Here is a 17,144-nt window from a genome sequence, read left to right on the forward strand (position 1 = left end):
GGTGGGCGGACGGCAGTGGGTGAGGGGAGGACTCCGGCCGGACCCGGGCCGCGGGCGCGCCGAACGGCACGCCCGCGGCCCGGGTCCGTGGATCAGCCGAAGAGTTCCGCGCGCAGCGGCTCACCGATGCCGAGGTCGTCGCAACAGCGCGCGACCGACTCCAGATAGCGGTCGCGGACCTCCGGGGCCCGCGCCATGTCCTGCTCCTCCTCGGTGAGCCGGCTGATCGTCCGCTGCCGGAACCGGTAGTCCTTCTCGTTGCCGTGGATGCCGGGCACGACATACGCCTCCGGCTCCGCCGGGTAACGCACCAGCGCGTTCTCGGAGTTCAGATCGCCCGCGGCGCCCCAGCCGGTGAGGATGTCCGGGCGGTAGCGGTCGGAGAGCCCCAGCCGGCCGAAGAGCCGGGCGACGGTCGTCTCCGGCTGCCTGCTCGCCTCGTACGGGAAGTGGGTGACCTGGACGCCGGCGCTCTCGGCGTAGCGGCGCACCACCGGGTAGTTGGCGGTGGCCAGCAGGAAGTTGTCGACGACGCGGGAGCGGCCGATCCTCTCCTCCCACTTGGCCATCCAGGAGTCCATGCTCGCCACCGGTTCCCGGTCCAGTACGAGCAGCCGCAGCCGGTCGGCCGGCCAGCCGGACTCGATCAGGTTCCGTATCGGGTTGAACAGGCACTCGTAGGCCAGATACGGGCCGGCCATCTCCTTGGCGAACAGCGCCGTCTCGCCGTCCGGCAGCACGAACGGCGAGCCGGTGCCGCCGGTCAGCTCGTACCGGGCGATCGTCTTGACCGGCTGGTAGTAGGCGGGGACGCCCGCGATGCCGAAGAGGTTGGTGATGGCGGTCGAGCCGACCCGGCAGCGGCCCCAGCCGACGACCAGGGTCGGGAAGTCCTCCGCCGGGCGGCCCCGGAAGCCGGCCCGCAGCGTGGCGTTGACGGCCTCGTCCATGGCCCGGACGGTGGTGGTCGTCAGCTGGTAGCGGCCGTCGGGGGGCAGCTCGGTGTCCGGCAGCTCCGGCGCCTGCGTGCTGAGGAGTCCGGCGAGGCCCGCCGGGTCGGTGTGGGCGGTGGTCATGAGTGGGTCCTGTCTTCCGTGGGCGAGCCGTGGTGCGCCGCCGGTCGGGCGAGGCCGGCCAGGCCCAGAGCGGCGGGGATCTCGGACAGCGGCACCTCGCGGTCGACCGCGTCGCACAGCAGGGACTCCAGGCCGGTGAGGACGGCCGGGACGCGCTCCTGCGGGAGGTGGGCGGTGTCGGCGAGCAGCGAGACCTCGCACTCGGCGCCGCGCTGGGCGAGCGACAGGCAGAAGGTCATGTCGTGCCGCTGGAAGCCCTGCGCCAGGACGGGCCCCTGCGCCGACCGCAGGGTGAGCGGATCGGGGTCGTCCGGGCCGCTCGGGAGGTACCACTCGCGGCCGAGCCGGGCGTCGTTGAAGTAGCCGGACAGATCGAGGGGGTGCCTGCGCGAGCGCCGGACCTCGTCGAGCAGCGCGGCCAGCGACAGCGGGTCGTACTGCCCGTGGAAGTACCCCTCGGTGGCCTGCCGGTAGACGGTACGGACGGTGTCGTCCAGCGAGGCGTCCTCCTGCCGGAAGACCAGCAGGGCGTCCTGCGCGGCGGCCGAGACCAGCTGCTGCTGCCGCGGGGTGTAGCGGTTGCCCGCGATCAGCTGGAGGGCGACGACCGGTTCGGCCCGCAGCGCCGACAGGGCGACGGCGGACAGCGCGAGCAGGACGGTCGAGCTGGAGGTACGGGTGCGCCGGCCCAGTTCGGCGGACGCGGCGGCCAGCGCCGTCGACCGCATGACCCAGCGCTGCACCGGCGGGTCGGCGGGGGCGCCGGCGGCCCTGGCGGGCGCGGTGTCCGGCACCTCGGCGAGCCGCTCGCGCCAGAACTCCATCGCCCGGGCGTCCTTGCGGCGGCCGCGCTCGGAGCGCTCGAAGGCCGCCTGTTCCAGCGGCTGCCAGCTGGCGGCCGGGGACCCGGCGGGCGCGGACTGGGGGGCGGTGGAGGGGACCAGCATCGCGGCGAGGTCGGTGGTGATCCGCTCGATGCCCCAGCCGTCGACGGCGACGTGCGAGGCCACGACGGCGACGGCGTGCACCTGCCCGTCCCGGCAGGCCAGGCTGAAGCGCACCGGCCACTCGCTGCTGAGCCGGAAGGGGATGGCGGCGAGCCTGCCCGCCTGTTCCGCCGCCGCCTCCTGCGGGTCGGCGCCCTCGGGCAGTTGATGGACCTCGACGAGATGGGCGCTGGACGCGGCGACGATCTGCCGTGTGCCGTCGGGCTGTTCGGTGAACCGGGTGCGCAGCGCCTGGTGGGCCTCGATCAGCCGGCTCAGCGCCGTACGGCACGCGGACAGCGGCACTCCCCGCTCGGGCAGCGGCACCACGCGCTTGATGTTGAAGGCCGCCGAATCGGCGCCGAACCACTGCATGGGCCGCCAGATGTGCAGTTGGCCCCACGTCATGGGCCCGTTGCCGGGTTCGGCCGAGAAGGGCACGGGCAGCGTGGCGCTGTCGCCGTCGGGGGCCGTCCGCGGCTCGTCGGCGGCGGACACCGGCTGCCGGGCGAGACGGACGTCCGCGCTCGCGGAGGTCCCGGGCGCCCCCGCGACAGGCGCCGCGGTCCGCGGGCCGCCGATCAGCGCGGCGAGCGCGGCCGGGGTGCGGGCGTCGAAGAGCTCCCCGATGGTCAGGTCGATGCCCAGGTCCTCGACGGCGGTGACGATCTGCACGACGTTGAGCGAGTCGCCGCCCAGCTCGAAGAAGTCGTCGTCCGCGCCGGCCCGGTCCAGTTGGAGCACGCGGGCGAACACCGCGCACAGGGACTCCTCGGCCGGGGTGCGCGGGGCCCGGTAGGGGCCTGCCGAGTCGGGCCGCAGTACGGGGCTCTCGGCCAGCCGGGCGTAGTCGATCTTGCCGTTCGGCGTCTGCGGGAAACCGGGGACCAGCAAGAAGCGCGACGGCACCGAAGGCTCAGGCAGCACCTTGAGCAACTGCTCGCGCAGCTCCCCGGCCTGGGGCCCGGCGCCCTCGGCCGGGCGGATGTAGGCTGTCAGCCGGGCGGAGCCTCCCTCGTCGGGCGTCGCGGAGACCACGGCCTCCAGTACGCCGGGGCAGTGCAGCAGGGCGTCCTCCACGGTGGGCAGTTCGATGCGGTGACCGCGGATCTTGACCTGCCGGTCGCCGCGTCCCAGCACCTCGACGGTGCCGTCGGCGGTCATCCGCGCGAGGTCGCCGGTGTGCAGCAGGCGCTCGCCAGGACGGCCCCAGGGGTGCGGGGTCCAGCGCTCGGCGGTCAGCACGGGCCGGCCGTGGTAGCCGCGGCCGGTGACGGCGCCGGCGATGCACAGTTCGCCGACCTCGCCGTGCGGCAGCCGCTCGCCGTCGGGGCCGACGATGTGCACCTCGGCGTTGTGGATCGGCCGGCCGACCGGCAGCCGCTCGCCCTCCGGCTCGTCGCCGCCGACCCAGTGCCAGGTGCAGCCGCAGGTCTCGCTCATGCCGTAGTGGTTGGCGAACCTGGCGCCGGGGCTGCCGGCGATCCAGGCCGCGAACGCGGGGGTCAGATGGAGCGGTTCGCTGCCGATCATGACCCGGCTCGCGAGTCCGTTCACCGTGCCCAGCGCGGTGAGCGCCCGTACGTGCGACGGGGTCAGCTTGAGGAAGCCGCAGGAGCCGGCCCGGGCCAGGTCGGCCAGGTCGTCGAACGCCACGGGTTCCGGGGCGACGTCCAGCTCCCAGCCGACGGCGAGCGCCGTGAAGAGGGTCATCACCGAGCCGACGAAGTACAGCGGGGCGTGCAGCAGGGCCCGTTCGCCGGGGGCGATGGCGAACTCGTCGGCGCACCAGCGGACGTAGTTGACCAGCTGGGAGTGGGTGCCGAGCACGCCCTTGGGGGCGCCGGTGGTCCCCGAGGTGTACGAGATGTAGGCCAGGTGCGCGCCGGTGACGGTGGGGAGGGCGTCGGCGTTCGCGGCTCCTTCGGCACCTTCCTCGGCTTCGTCGGCCGGTCCGTCTGCCGGGATCACGACCGTACCGCCGTAGTCCGCGAGCCTTTCGCGGCCGGCGGCGTCCGTGACAACCAGCGGGTCGCCCGCGTCACGCAGGATGGTGGCCATCCGGGCCTGCGGGTCGTTGACGGACAGCGCCAGGTAGGGCGCGCCCGAGCGCAGCACCGCGATGATCGCGACCACGGCGTCGGCGGAGCGCGGCAGGAGTACGGCCACCGGGTGGTCGGGGCGGGCCCCGGCGCCGACCAGCCGCCGGGCCAACGCGGCGGTGCGGGCGTCGAGTTCGGCCCGGGTGATGGTCTGCTGCCCGTAGCGGACGGCGATCTCGTGCGGCGCGCGGGCGTTGCGGTCGTCGATCAGCGTGTGGATGCCGACGTCGTCGACGGGCACCCGCTCCCCCACCGCGCCGGAGACACCGGGCTCGGCGTAGGGCGCCTCGACGGTCTCGTGCCACCAGCGCGGGGGCCCGTCGGCCGGCCGGGGGTCGTGGCCCCGCGCGGCCGGTACGCGCTCCCCGGTCCGCAGCGAGGCGGGCGTCAGATCGGTCCAGGTCTCGGCGATGTGGGCGAGACATCGCTCACGGCTGCCGGCCGCTCCCTCGGGTTTCCACCCGGCGGGCAGCGGCCGGTCCAGCGGCCACAGGGAGAACTGCTCCTCGGCGTTGACCACGACCTGGTGGGTCGCCGCGGACGCCTCACGGCCCACGGGGCCTGCGACTTCGGCCGTCACGGGATGGTCACCTCCTTACGGGTGAGTGGGGACGCCGTACCGGCGGCCAGGGTCAGCGGCTCGCGCCACCGCTCGCCGCGGTACCAGTCGGCGTCGAAAGCGGTGATCTGCGGGGCCGCCAGGCCGCCGGAGCGGACGCTGTCGGTGAGCTGGCGCCAGAAGACGTCGATGAGATGGGTGTAACGACACGCCGTCCGCAGGTCCTCCACGGTGAACGGCGGCCCCTCCATGCGCACCACCCGGATGTCGAACGTGCCGCGGTAGGGGTGGCCGTACGGCGCGAAGGGCGGCATCCACATCGCGGCGCCGGGCGCCCGCAGCGTGTACCGGACCTGGGAGTGGACATGGCCGCCGTGCCGCAGCCCGCCCCACTCGCCGATGTCGGGGAGGATCGGCGAGAAGAAGTAGTGGCGCTTGCGGGGGATGGCGCCGCGCGAGTAGTTGCCGGGCATGAAGTGCCAGCGGTTGTACATCATCCGCTGGGCCACCATCCACAGGATCTCCGAGAGGCGGTCGCCCGCCAGGTCCTCGGCGATCCGGGGGGTGGGGAGCACGCAGCAGAAGAAGTCGCCCTTCTTCAGGTCGAGTACGGGCTCGATGTCGCCGCCCTCCAGCTGGGACAGGTCGCGGATGCCGCTGGACATGGCGTAGTCGCCGCCGGTGGCCAGGGTCGCGCCGAGCACGATGGCCTCCACCACCTCCTCCAGGTCGGTGGCCCGGCCGTCCAGCACCGCGGCCTCGACGGCGCGGGCGGTCACCGTGCGGACCAGGTCCTGGACGTTCGCCGCGGCCGGCTCCGTGTCGCCGAGCCGACGGGCGGCGAGGGCGGCGAGCACCGGGGGGATGTCCTGGACCCGGCGGTCCTCGGGGTCCCAGGGCGCGATGAACTCCTGCTTGGCGTAGGTCAGTCCGTTGACCCGCCGGTAGCGGATGCCGGGGCCGCTGTCGGCGTCGGCGGCGAGTTCGCCGGCCAGCGTCGCGAGCCGTTCCAGCGGCAGGGTGGCGATGTCGGCGGAGAGCGCGGCGGCGGCGCCGGGGCGGGCGTGCCGGCCGTAGACGCAGATACGTCGCAGCAGGGTGGTGCGCAGCGCCCGGGCGGTGAGCTGGCGGCCGTTGAACTCCTCGAACCTGATCGGGCCGCCGCTGCGGAAGAGCAGGTGCAGTCCGGCGACCAGGAGCCGTTCCTCCCAGGTCCACTCCGGGAGGTCGCGGTCCCGCAGCGCGGGCAGGGCGTTGCCGCGGATCAGGGTCGAGGAGCCGCTGTCGGAGCGTGAGAAGACGCGGCGGCCGATCCAGAGGAAGACGGTCTCGACGCGTTCGACCCAGTCGATGACCTCTTCCAGGTGGTCGCCGAGGGTGCCGTCGCCGCGCCAGTCGGCCAGCATGGCGTCGAGACCGGCCTGCTCGCGGTCCTCCAGGGCCTGTTCGGCCGCGGTCTCCTCTTCGGCCATCTCCAGCAGCCAGCGCGGCAGTCTGAGGCCCGCCACGACGTCGGCGGGGTCGGGCGGGTCGTCTTCGGTGACGTGCAGGGTGAGCTTGCCCAGCGGCGAGAAGGCGACGAGGACGTCGCACCCCTCGGCGCCGTCGCCGGGGCCGCCGGGGCCGCCGGGCGGCTCCAGCGTGAATTCGCGGCGCCCGAGGACGTGCTGGAGCAGGGCGCGTTCGTGGATGGTCAGGCCCGCGGCGGCCGACTGGTACGGCACGGAGCCGTCCAGGGTCAGCAACTGCAGAAGGCCCTGGCCCGCGGATCCGGAGAAAAGCACTTCGGGATTGCGAACACCGTCAAGGTGTTCCACCCATACGTCGCGTTTGTTCTTTCGTTCCACCGGTCATTTCCCCCATGCCGATACGAACCGCGCCTGGCGTCCCGCCTGTGCGCGGTTTTCCGGAATGCGACCCACCGGAGGGCGTGATCCGACCCGGATGGGCAGCGCGAAAAGGGGAATGACAATTGAATCGCATCGTCGGGGAACGGCCCTGGACGGCTCTGGAGCGGTTCCTCGCGTGCCTGCATCCCCCGTTGGGCGCTCTTTTGTGGGAGCGCTCCCATCCGGAGCTTTGCATGGGGTCTGAGAAGCTGTCAAGGATGGTGACGGAAGGGGCGGCGAGATATTCGACGTGGCTCTGCGAATAGCTGATAGCAGGATTTCGAATCCGCAAAGCGGACGCGAGCGGACCCGTTCTTCCTCCACGCCGGTTGCCCCCACCTCCCCCTTTTCCGGGGCACACCGCCCCGGGCCCCGAGCGCCGGGGCAGCGCCCGCACGCACGCGAACCGGCACCGACCGGCCGGGAGGCCGGGGCAGGGGCGGGCCGGGCTGCGCCCGGGGGCGAACGCGGCCGGGGGCGGGCCGGGCCCCCGCCCGCCGAACCAGAGCCAACGGGCCGGGGCGGCCCCGGACGGTCTCGCAGCCAGAGCCGGGCGACGCCCGACGCGGCCCGGGGGCGGGCCGGGCCCACGGCCGGAAGTCAGGGCGGAGCCCGACACGGCCCTGCACGCGGAAACGCGCGCTGCGCGAACCGGACCCGCGGCCGGGTCCCGGACCCGAGAGCCCGGGGCAAGCCCGGTCAGCAGAGCCGGAGTCCGCGGCCCGGCAGGGCCGGCACGCTCCCGGACGCGGGAGATGGACGAGGCCGAGGAATCCGGGGGCTGCCCGGCCGGGGGCGGGGCCTGGAAACGCACGTCGAGCGAAGCGGACCCGAAGCCCCGGTCCGGGCAGGCCCCGAGGCGGAGAGCCGAAGTGAGCTTCAGCCAGGCCCGCCGCTCGGGTCCGGAACCGAGCGGGCTCGAAGTCCGGCGCTACGGCCGGGGTACCGGGCCCCGGGTGGGCTCACGTCCCCGACCAAAGGCGCCAGGCTCACGCCTGCCTGGGCCACCCGAGCTCGGAGCAGACCCGAGGGCAACCGCAGTGCCCGCACCCGCGCGAACCAGAGCCAACCCCGGCCCGGGGCGGGTGGCGCCCGGCACGGCCCTGCACCCGGAACCGCGCGCCGAGCGAAGCGGACCCGCGGCCCCGGGCCAGGCTGGGTCCGGGCAAAGTCCGCTTCGGGGGGGCCGAGGTGAGGCTGAGTCAGGTCGTGACTCGGGGTCGGGGGCAGCGCTCCCGGGCTTACCCGAAGTGCCCGGGGCCCAGCGCAACGGCCCGGGTGGACGGCCCGCGTCCAGGGGCCGACGCTGCGGATTGGCCCCCGCCCCCGGGGCCGCCTGGGCCGGAAGTCTCGGCGCAGTCGTCGAGGTTGGCCCGGCCCCGGCGGCCCGGCGGGTTCACGTCCGCCCCGGAGCACCCGCGCCGAGCGGGTTCGAAGGCCAGCGCATCCGGGGCCGACGCAACGGCGAGGTTAGCCCGGCCCCGGCCCCGGCGGCCCGGCGGGTTCACGTCCGCCCTCGGAGCACCCGGGCCGAGCGGGTTCGGAGGCCAGCGCATCCAGGACCAACCCAACGGCGGGGTCGCGGCCCTGCGCCATGGGCCGGGGGTCCGGCCGGGTTGGCCTCACCTCGGGCGGGCGCGCCGGGGCCCGGCCCCGCCGAGGGACCGGCGCTGCGCCAGCCGTGGGCCGGGCGCCCCCGCCGCCCCCAGCCCGGAGGGGTCGCGGCCCGGCGCCAGGCCGGCTGGGCTCACCTCGAGCGGGGCGCTGAGGTCCGGGCCGGAGGCCGGGGGTCGCGGGTGGCCCGGAGGGTCAGCCGCGGAGGTGGGTGCGGACCTCCGCCGCCGCCTCGTCCCCGTACGCCTTCGTGAACCGATCCATGAAGTGCCCGCGCCGCAACTCGTACTCCTGCGTCCCCAGCGTCTCGATGACCAGAGTCGCCAGCATGCACCCGACCTGCGCCGCCCGCTCCAGGCCGACGCCCCACGCCAGTCCGGACAGGAAGCCCGCGCGGAAGCCGTCGCCGACGCCGGTCGGGTCGACCTTCGCCTGCTCCTCCGCGCAGCCGACCTCGATCGCGGGCTCACCCTTGCGCTCGATCCGTACGCCCCGCGCGCCCAGCGTGGTGACGCGGGTCTCGACGCGGTCCAGGATCTCCTCGGCGGTCCAGCCGGTCTTGCTCTCGATGAGCCCCTTCTCGTACTCGTTGTTGAACAGGTACGCCGCTCCGTCGACCAGGACCCGGATGTCGTCGCCGTTCATCCTGGCGATCTGCTGGGAGAAGTCGGCGGCGAACGGAATCCCGCGCGTACGGCACTCCTCGGTGTGGCGGGTCATCGCCATCGGGTCGTCCGCGCCGATCACCACCAGGTCGAGGCCGCCGACCCGCTCGGCGACGGCCTGGAGCTCGATCAGCCGCGCCTCGCTCATCGCGCCGGTGTAGAAGGAGCCGATCTGGTTGTGGTCCTGGTCGGTGGTGCAGATGAAGCGGGCGGTGTGCAGCACCTCGGAGATCCGTACGGACGCGGTGTCCACGCCGTGCCGGTCCAGCCAGGCCCGGTACTCGCCGAAGTCGTTGCCCGCCGCGCCGACCAGGATGGGCCGGGTGCCGAGCTGGCCCATGCCGAAGCAGATGTTGGCGCCGACCCCGCCGCGGCGCACGTCGAGGGCGTCGACAAGGAACGACAGCGACACCGTGTGGAGCTGGTCCGCGACCAACTGGTCGGCGAACCGCCCGGGGAAGGTCATCAGGTGGTCGGTGGCGATTGATCCGGTGACGGCGATACGCACGGTGGCAGGCTCCTGGGGGAACGGGATCGTACGGACGGGTGGCTCGGGTGAACTCGGCGATCCGGGTGAGTTCGGGTGAACGAAGCAAGGATGCCGGATGGCCACCGGAGGTGCCGGTCATCCGCGACAACCGACGGCCGGCGGGCCACGGAACTACCCGATAGTAGGGCTTTCTCCTTCGCCGCTCCGTGCTTAGGGTCGAAATATGAGGTCACAGCCGCCCGTCGCCCTCCCCTCCTCCTCGCTCGCCGATCCGGACTCGCTGGAACAGATGATCGGCGACTGCCGGCGGATGGCCGAGCACTGGCAGACGCCCGCTACCGCGGCCCGGCCCGCGGTCCCCCCGGCCGGCCTGCACGGGATCACGGTCCCGGCCGCTTCCGCGCAGGCAGTGCGCGGGATGGCGGAGTACGGCGCCTGACGCGGTCACGCCCGGCGCTCCCCGCGACACGCGCAGCCCGTAGCCCGGCCCGCTGATTCACCCCGCCCGGCCGTCCCCCGCCCGGGGGAGGTTCCCCCGGGCGGGGGAACCGGGAAGCGGGCCGCCGCGTCACATCGGCACCTGACGTCAACGGGAGCCGAAGGAGTACGCGGTGAGCACCCAACGCGACGACGACAGCGCCGGTGAGGACCCTGCCGACGGGACGCCGGACGAACACCGGCCGCCCGACGGCCCCACGAAGCGCGGACCGCGCCTCGCCGTGGTGGCGGTGGCCGCCGCCGTACTGCTGGCCGGGGGCGGCGGCGCCTGGTGGGCGGCGGCCTCGGCGGGCGGATCGGACGGCGCCAGGAGCGACGACAAGCCGCAGGCGCTGCCCGCGCCGCTGCGGATCGACGGCTCCGGCGTACCGGGAACGGTCACCGGCGGCCCGGCACCGGGAACGGTCACCGGCGGCCCGGCGGTCATCGGCGGTTCCACCTATGAGCTGACCGGCACGCTGCCGAAGGGCCCGGCGTCGGCGTCCGTCTACCGGGCGCGCGGCGAGGTGGGCGAGACGGCCGTACGGAAACTGGCCGCGCTGCTCGGAATGGACGGCCCGGTCACCTCGGACGGCGGTACATGGCGGGTCCTCGGCGGTACGGCGGACGGCAACGGGACAGCGGACGGCGCCGGCCCGGCGCTGCTGGTCGGCAAGGACGCGCCGGGCACCTGGTCGTACAGCCGTGCCGGCGCGCGGTCCGTCCAAGGCGCGGGTCCCGGCGCGACCCGGCAGGACCAGGCGGCGCCGACCGGCTCCACCGGGTGGGCCGGCGGCTCTCCGCCGGTCTCCGAGGCGCGCGCGAAGGCGGTGGCCGGGCCCCTGCTCCACGGCCTCGGGCTGACGGGCGCCCGGACGGACGCGAGCCGGGTCGTGGACGCGGGGCAGACGGTGGGCGCGGTACGTACGGTGAGCGCCGACCCGCTGGTGGGCGGGCTCCCCACGCACGGCTGGACCACCTCGGTGCAGGTCGGCCCGGACGGGGTGATCACGGCGGGGTACGGACGGCTGGCGGCGCTCACGAAGGGCGACAGCTATCCCGTCGTCGGCGCGGCCGAGGCGCTCAAGGAGCTGAACGGGACGTCGGTCGAGCATCCGGACCACGGGATCGTGTCCTGCCGGGTGCCGACGGCCGGGCCCGTCAAGCCCATGAAGCCGCGCACACCGCCGCAGCCGGGCGATTCGGACGGGAGCAGCACCGCCGCGCCCGCCCGGCCCGCACCAAGCCGGTCCGGGCCCGCCCTGCCGCCCGGCCACGCCACAGCCGGCCCCACCACGCCCGGCCAGGACAAGACCCTTCCGCGCACCCTCCCCCGCGTCGTCACGTGCGCGCCGGGCAACGGCCACCCCGTCCAGGTGCGCGGCGCGCGCTTCGGGCTGGCGCTGGAGTACCTGGACGGGACACAGGCCCTGGTGCCGGCCTGGCTCTTCGACACCGCGCCCGCCGGGGTGAGCCGTACGGCGGTGGTGGCGCAGCCGGCCGTGGACCCGTCGCTTCTCCAGGGCCCGGTGTCCAGCGGCCCCGCGGACCCGACCGGCCCGGCCGACCCCGCGCCGACGGTGAACCCGGGCGGCCCCGACGTACCCGTCACCCCGGTCGCCCCGGGTGCGCCGCGCAAGGTGGCGGTCAACGGCTACCGGGTGAGCGGCGACACCCTCACGCTCACCTTCTGGGGCGGGGTGTGCGACACCTACCGGGCCTCGGCGAGCGAGAGCGGGAGCCAGGTGCGGGTCACGGTGACGGCGACGGCGAAGAAGCCGGGCGCGGTCTGCGCGCTCATCGCCCGCAGTGAGAACGAGAAGGTCGTACTGGGCGCGCCGCTGGGCAGCCGTACGGTCGTGGACACCTCGGACGGGCAGCCGGTCAAGGGACAGTGACCGGTTGTCGCACAAAAAGCGGCGGCACCCGGTGGGGGTGCCGCCGCTTCCGTCCGTGCGGTACGGCCTTCGGCGCGCGCGAATGATTCAGCGCGGCCTCAGGCTCGCACTCGGCCCGGGGCCAGGACTCAGTGGAACGAGTCGCCGCAGGCGCAGGAGCCCGAGGCGTTCGGGTTGTCGATCGTGAAGCCCTGCTTCTCGATGGTGTCCACGAAGTCGATGGAGGCGCCGCCCAGGTAGGGGGCGCTCATCCGGTCGGTGACGACCTTGACTCCGCCGAAGTCCTTGACGACATCGCCGTCGAGCGACCGCTCGTCGAAGAAGAGCTGGTAGCGCAGGCCCGAGCAACCGCCGGGCTGGACGGCGACCCGCAGCGCGAGGTCTTCGCGGCCCTCCTGCTCAAGCAGGCTCTTCACCTTCCCCGCGGCTGCGTCGGACAGGAGGATGCCGTCCGTCGTGGTGGTCTCGTCCTGAACCGTCATGTGCTCACTCCCGGGTTGTACGGACTGCTGGCTACCGGTAGCTAACCGGTGCTCCCTCGGATTCATTCCGGGTCCGCTGCGACTAATTCGTCTCCATGCTCGCACACGGCGGCCCGGCTCGGGCATCCCTCAGCGGGATGCGTCACATTGACGAAACCGGCATCGTCAATCTGACACGAACGGGTTATGATAGATAGCGTCAAGTAGACGAAAAGGTCTGCTCTGCAAAGAAAGGGCTCCCGGCCCGTGACCACCACCGAATTGCCGACAGACACGCTGGACGTCGACCCGCTGGACGTACAGCCCACGCCGCTCGCGCTGCTGCTGCTCGGCCGCGAGTCCGATCCCCGCAGTGAGCGCGGAGTGGACTGCCCGGGCGACCTGCCCGCGCCGTCCGACCCGGACCTGGTGGAGCGCGCCCGGGCCGCCAAGGCCCGGCTGGGTGACAAGGTCTTCGTCCTGGGCCACCACTACCAGCGCGACGAGGTGATCGAGTTCGCCGACGTCACCGGTGACTCCTTCAAGCTCGCCAGGGACGCGGCGGCCAGGCCCGAGGCCGAGTACATCGTCTTCTGCGGTGTCCACTTCATGGCCGAGTCCGCGGACATCCTCACCTCCGAGCGGCAGCGCGTGATCCTGCCCGACCTGGCGGCCGGCTGCTCGATGGCCGACATGGCCAGCGCCGAGCAGGTCGCCGAGTGCTGGGACGTGCTGGCCGACGCAGGGATCGCCGACGTCACCGTGCCGGTGTCGTACATGAACTCCTCGGCGGACATCAAGGCGTTCACCGGGCGGCACGGCGGCACGATCTGCACGTCGTCCAACGCCCAGCGCGCGCTGGAATGGGCCTTCGCCCAGGGCGATAAGGTGCTCTTCCTGCCCGACCAGCACCTCGGGCGCAACACCGCCGTACGGGACCTGGGGATATCCCTGGAGGACTGTGTCGTCTACAACCCGCACAAGCCGGGCGGCGGGCTGACCCCCGAGCAGCTGCGCGCGGCGAAGATGATCCTGTGGCGCGGCCACTGCTCGGTGCACGGCCGCTTCTCGCTGGAGTCGGTCGAGGACGTACGGGCCCGTGTCCCCGGGGTCAATGTGCTGGTGCACCCCGAGTGCAAGCACGAGGTGGTCACCGCCGCGGACTACGTCGGCTCGACGGAGTACATCATCAAGCAGCTGGAGGCCGCGCCCGCCGGTTCGGCGTGGGCGATCGGCACGGAGCTGAACCTCGTACGGCGGCTGGCGAAGGCCCACCCCGACAAGCAGATCGTCTTCCTGGACAAGACCGTCTGCTTCTGCTCGACCATGAACCGGATCGACCTGCCGCACCTGGTGTGGACGCTGGAGTCGCTGGCCGACGGCAAGGTGGTCAACCGCATCGAAGTCGACGCGGAGACCGAACACTTCGCGAAGCTGGCGCTGGAGCAGATGCTGGCGCTGCCGTAGCCGCTGTTGGCGCCTTGGCCTTGCGGCCCTTCGGCTCTCCGGTCTTTCAGCTCTCCGGCCCTTCGGCTCTCCGGTCTTTCGGCCCTTCGGCCTTTCCGAAGGCGCTGGCGTCGGCCCGGCCGCTGCCGGGAAGATGGACCGGTGATCCTTCGACCGGTACGTGACGACGAAGAGGACGCCGAGGTCGTGCGGCTGATCACGGCCGCCGCCTTCGGCGCCCCGAACCCCCTCACGGTGGAGACGCCCGGCGCGGGGCCCGCGGCGAAGTCCGTACCGACGCCGGAGGCCGCGCCGACGGCGGAGTTCCTGGCCCGCGAGCACGGCCGTTTCCGGCATCTGGCCCGGACCGACCCGGGGGGCTGCTGGCTCGCCGAGGACGAGACGGCGGGCCCGGTGGGCGTGGCGCTGTCGACCCGGCGGGAGGGCACCTGGGGGCTGTCGCTGCTGGCCGTGGTGCCCGGCGCGCAGGGCAAGGGGGTCGGCAAGGCCCTGCTGGCGCGGGCGCTGGTGCACGGGCGGGCCTGTCTGCGCGGCATCATCTGCTGCCCGCGGCATCCGGTGGCCGCGCGTACCTGCCGCAGGGCCGGTTTCACCCTGCACCCCGCGATGCGGCTGCTGGGGCCGGTCGACCCCACCGGGCTCAAGCCGCTGGACGGCGCCGTGCACGGGGGGACGGCCAGGCACCGGGACATGATGGACTCGGTGGACCGGCGCACCCGGGGCGGCGCGCACGGCGCCGACCACGAGGAACTGCTGCGCACCCACCGGCTGTTCGTGGTGGACGACCTGGCTGGCAGCGGCTACTGCTACGCGGACGACGACGGCGTGGAACTGCTCGCCGCCACCTCCCGCCGGCTGGCCACCCGGCTGCTCACGGCGGCGCTGCTGACGATGCCGCAGGGGCGGTCGGTGCGGGTCAGGCATCTGACGGCCGAGCAGGACTGGGCGGTGGACGTGGGGATCGCGGCGGGTCTGGCCGTCGTCAACGCGGGCTATGTGTGCTTACGGGGGATGCGGCCGCCGATGCCGTATCTGCCGTCGAGCGATCTGCTGTAAGGGGTGCCGTCCCAGAGCGGCGGTCCTTACCCGGTAAGGGGCTCCCGCCTGGCACGGCGGTCCTTACCCCGGCCCTTCACGCCGTCCGCCCGCCCGCCGCCGGCCGCCAGGTGTGGACGGGGGCGAAGTCCAGCAGTTCGTGGCAGCGGCGCAGCGAGAAGGGCACCGCGAAGCCGTCGACCGGCTCGGTGAGCCGGGCGGTCGGGTGGTAGCGCCGCAGAAGTTCCGCGGTCGGTTCGAGCGCGGTGGTGTCCGGCGCGGCGACGTTGATCACCGGATGGCCGTCGATCCCGGCGGTCAGCGCCGCGCCGATCGCGCGGGCCGCGTCGCGGCTGTCCAGCCAGCCCCACAGCGAGCCCGAGTCGTAGCCCGGGTCCTCGTGCACCCGGGCGATGTGGCGGCTGAGCCGTTCCCCCGTGCCGAGGAAGGGGAAGCGCAGCGAGACCACGGTCGTGCCGTAGCGGCGGCTGACGGCGGCGGCGACGGTCTCGCCGAGGTACTTCGACAGCCCGTACACGTCGTCGCCGACGAAGGGGTGCTCCTCGGTGACCGGGACGGTCCGCGGGGACACGCCGTGCCGGGAGAAGGCGAAGCCGTTGGCGGACAGGCTGGAGATGTTGACGACCCGCCCGATCCCGGCCCGGCCCGCGGCGTCCAGCACGAGGTACGCGCCCTGGATGTTGCTGCCGAACACCTCGTGCTCGGGTGCCACGTATGGCGAGGGCAGGGCGGCGGCGTGCACGACCGCGTCCACACCGTCGAGCGCGGGGGCCAGCAGCTCGCGGTCGAGGAGTTCACCGGTCAGCACCTCGTCGGCGACGGCGGGGTCGAGCGGCGTACGGTCGTGCGCCCGTACGCTCCAGCCCGCGCCGCCCAGGTGCGCGACGATCTCGCGGCCCAGAGTGCCGCCCGCCCCGGTGACCAGGACCTTCACGGTGCACTTCCTCTCGGCGCGGCGAGGGCGCCACGGTGGGCCGGCCGGAACCACGGGCCGGGCACGGCGGTACGAGGCGGGGGGTGCGGGAAATTTAACATGCCCCTAGCATCGAGTCCCGTCCGACGAACGGGAGAACTTCCATGACCACCGGTTCCGACCCCACCAGCCCGGGTCCCGACCGCCTGCTCGACGCCTCGGGCGCGCTGCCGCAGGCCACCCCGCCCTGGGCGCCGCGCGACGGGCTGCGGGTCACCGCCGTGCGCGCGATCGTCACCGCGCCCGAGGGGCTGCCCCTGGTCGTCGTACGCGTCGACACCTCGGAGCCCGGGCTCTACGGCCTCGGGTGCGCCACCTTCACCCAGCGGTACGCGGCCGTCGTCGCCGCCGTCGAGGAGCACGTCGGGCCGCTGGTCGTCGGACGGCACCCGGCGGACATCGAGGACATCACCCGGATGGTGCACTACTCGTCGTACTGGCGGGCCGGGCCGGTGCTCAACAACGCGCTGTCCGGCGTCGACCAGGCGCTGTGGGACATCGCGGGCAAGCGGGCCGGGATGCCGGTGTACGAACTGCTCGGCGGGCGCAGCCGGGCCGCCGTCGAGGTGTACACGCACGCGGCCGGCGGCACGGTGGACGAGACACTGGACGAGGCCGAGGCGCTGCTCGCCCAGGGCTACCGGCACATCCGCCTCCAGGTCGGCGGACCCGGCCTGGGCACGTACGGGGCTCCGGGCACCCGCGGCGGCTATCCGCGCTCGCCGCACCCGGACGGGTGGGACGTGGCGGCGTATCTGCGGGCCACACCCCGGCTGTTCGAGGCGGCGCGGGAGCGGCTGGGCGAGGAGGTCAGCCTGATGCACGACGTGCACAGCCGGCTGACGCCCAAGCAGGCGGTGGTGCTGGCCCGCGCGCTGGAGCCGTACGGGCTGTCGTTCCTGGAGGACGTGATCGCGCCCGAGCACTACGACCGGCTGCCGGAGGTACGGGCCGCCTCCCCGGTGCCGATCGCCGTGGGCGAGCAGATCGGCAGCGTGACGGACGCGATGCGGCTGATCCGGGACGGCGGGATCGATCTGCTGCGGCTGCACACGTCGGCGGTGGGCGGGCTCACCCCGACCCGCAAGCTGGTGGCGCTGGCCGAACTGGTGGGTGTGCGGACGGCGTTCCACTCCCCTGGTGACATCACGCCGGTCGGTGTGGCGGCGAATCTGGCGGTCGACATCTCGACCCCGGCCTTCGGCTACCAGGAGTCGCACACGTACAACGAGGCGACGCACGAGGTGTTCCCGGGGACGCCGGTGGTGCGGGAGGGCCACCTGTATCCGTCGGACGCGCCGGGGTGGGGGGTCGACCTGGACGAGGCCGCGGCGGCGCGGTACGCCCCCACGAAGTTCCTCCACGAGCGGTGGGCGGTGGGCGTCCGCCACCCCGACGGCGGGCTCAACGCGCCCTAGTGCTGCCGGAGTC

Annotated in this window: 11 protein-coding genes; 5 read left to right on the plus strand and 6 right to left on the minus strand. The window is 73.8% G+C overall.

The features are described from left to right. Positions 1-92: 92 nt before the first annotated feature. The 4 genes from OHA30_RS07235 to OHA30_RS07250 form a co-directional block, all read right to left on the minus strand. Entirely contained in the window at positions 93-1,076 is a 984-nt protein-coding gene (locus OHA30_RS07235) for a hypothetical protein (RefSeq protein ID WP_328912964.1), read from the minus strand. Continuing rightward, positions 1,073-4,744, minus strand: coding sequence for an amino acid adenylation domain-containing protein (locus tag OHA30_RS07240; RefSeq protein WP_328912965.1), 3,672 nt, complete (start codon positions 4,742-4,744; stop codon positions 1,073-1,075). The genes OHA30_RS07235 and OHA30_RS07240 overlap by 4 nt, the downstream gene beginning before the upstream one ends. After that, entirely contained in the window at positions 4,741-6,507 is a 1,767-nt protein-coding gene (locus OHA30_RS07245) for a hypothetical protein (RefSeq protein ID WP_328912966.1), read from the minus strand. The genes OHA30_RS07240 and OHA30_RS07245 overlap by 4 nt, the downstream gene beginning before the upstream one ends. Before the next feature lie 1,914 nt (positions 6,508-8,421). Next, a complete protein-coding gene (locus tag OHA30_RS07250; protein ID WP_328912967.1) occupies positions 8,422-9,399 on the minus strand; it encodes a carbohydrate kinase family protein in 978 nt (325 codons plus the stop codon). Positions 9,400-9,604: 205 nt separating this feature from the next. Between OHA30_RS07250 and OHA30_RS07255 the strand changes: the two genes are divergently transcribed. After that, on the plus strand, positions 9,605-9,820 hold the full coding sequence (locus OHA30_RS07255) for a hypothetical protein (RefSeq protein WP_328912968.1): 216 nt from the start codon (positions 9,605-9,607) through the stop codon (positions 9,818-9,820). Positions 9,821-9,992: 172 nt separating this feature from the next. After that, positions 9,993-11,756: a hypothetical protein gene (locus tag OHA30_RS07260; protein ID WP_328912969.1), complete on the plus strand. Its 1,764-nt coding sequence runs from the start codon at positions 9,993-9,995 to the stop codon at positions 11,754-11,756. A gap of 128 nt (positions 11,757-11,884) precedes the next feature. On the opposite strand, the gene OHA30_RS07265 is transcribed toward OHA30_RS07260, so the two are convergent. Next, entirely contained in the window at positions 11,885-12,238 is a 354-nt protein-coding gene (locus tag OHA30_RS07265; RefSeq protein WP_328912970.1) for a HesB/IscA family protein, read from the minus strand. A 246-nt stretch (positions 12,239-12,484) separates the two neighbouring features. Between OHA30_RS07265 and nadA the strand changes: the two genes are divergently transcribed. Together nadA and OHA30_RS07275 are read left to right on the plus strand one after the other, a co-directional pair. Next, positions 12,485-13,684 carry a quinolinate synthase NadA gene (gene nadA / locus OHA30_RS07270; protein WP_328912971.1) on the plus strand — a complete coding sequence of 400 codons (1,200 nt, stop codon included), beginning with the start codon at positions 12,485-12,487 and terminating at the stop codon, positions 13,682-13,684. Between the two features lie 141 nt (positions 13,685-13,825). Further along, positions 13,826-14,740, plus strand: a complete 915-nt coding sequence (locus tag OHA30_RS07275; protein ID WP_328912972.1) for a GNAT family N-acetyltransferase — start codon at positions 13,826-13,828, stop codon at positions 14,738-14,740. A gap of 76 nt (positions 14,741-14,816) precedes the next feature. On the opposite strand, the gene OHA30_RS07280 is transcribed toward OHA30_RS07275, so the two are convergent. Further along, a complete protein-coding gene (locus tag OHA30_RS07280) occupies positions 14,817-15,674 on the minus strand; it encodes an NAD-dependent epimerase/dehydratase family protein (RefSeq protein ID WP_328912973.1) in 858 nt (285 codons plus the stop codon). A 143-nt stretch (positions 15,675-15,817) separates the two neighbouring features. Between OHA30_RS07280 and OHA30_RS07285 the strand changes: the two genes are divergently transcribed. Beyond that, positions 15,818-17,131, plus strand: a complete 1,314-nt coding sequence (locus tag OHA30_RS07285) for an enolase C-terminal domain-like protein (RefSeq protein WP_328912974.1) — start codon at positions 15,818-15,820, stop codon at positions 17,129-17,131. Positions 17,132-17,144 lie beyond the last annotated feature (13 nt).

It is taken from the genome of Streptomyces sp. NBC_00223 (assembly GCF_036199905.1).
In the GTDB taxonomy this organism is placed as follows: Bacteria; Actinomycetota; Actinomycetes; order Streptomycetales; family Streptomycetaceae; genus Actinacidiphila.

Coding starts and splice junctions, on each gene's coding strand:
- OHA30_RS07235 (WP_328912964.1), bottom strand. CDS start 1,076: ATGACCACCGCCCACACCGACCCGGCGGGCCTCGCCGGACTCCTCAGC.
- OHA30_RS07255 (WP_328912968.1), top strand. CDS start 9,605: ATGAGGTCACAGCCGCCCGTCGCCCTCCCCTCCTCCTCGCTCGCCGAT.
- OHA30_RS07265 (WP_328912970.1), bottom strand. CDS start 12,238: ATGACGGTTCAGGACGAGACCACCACGACGGACGGCATCCTCCTGTCC.
- OHA30_RS07285 (WP_328912974.1), top strand. CDS start 15,818: ATGACCACCGGTTCCGACCCCACCAGCCCGGGTCCCGACCGCCTGCTC.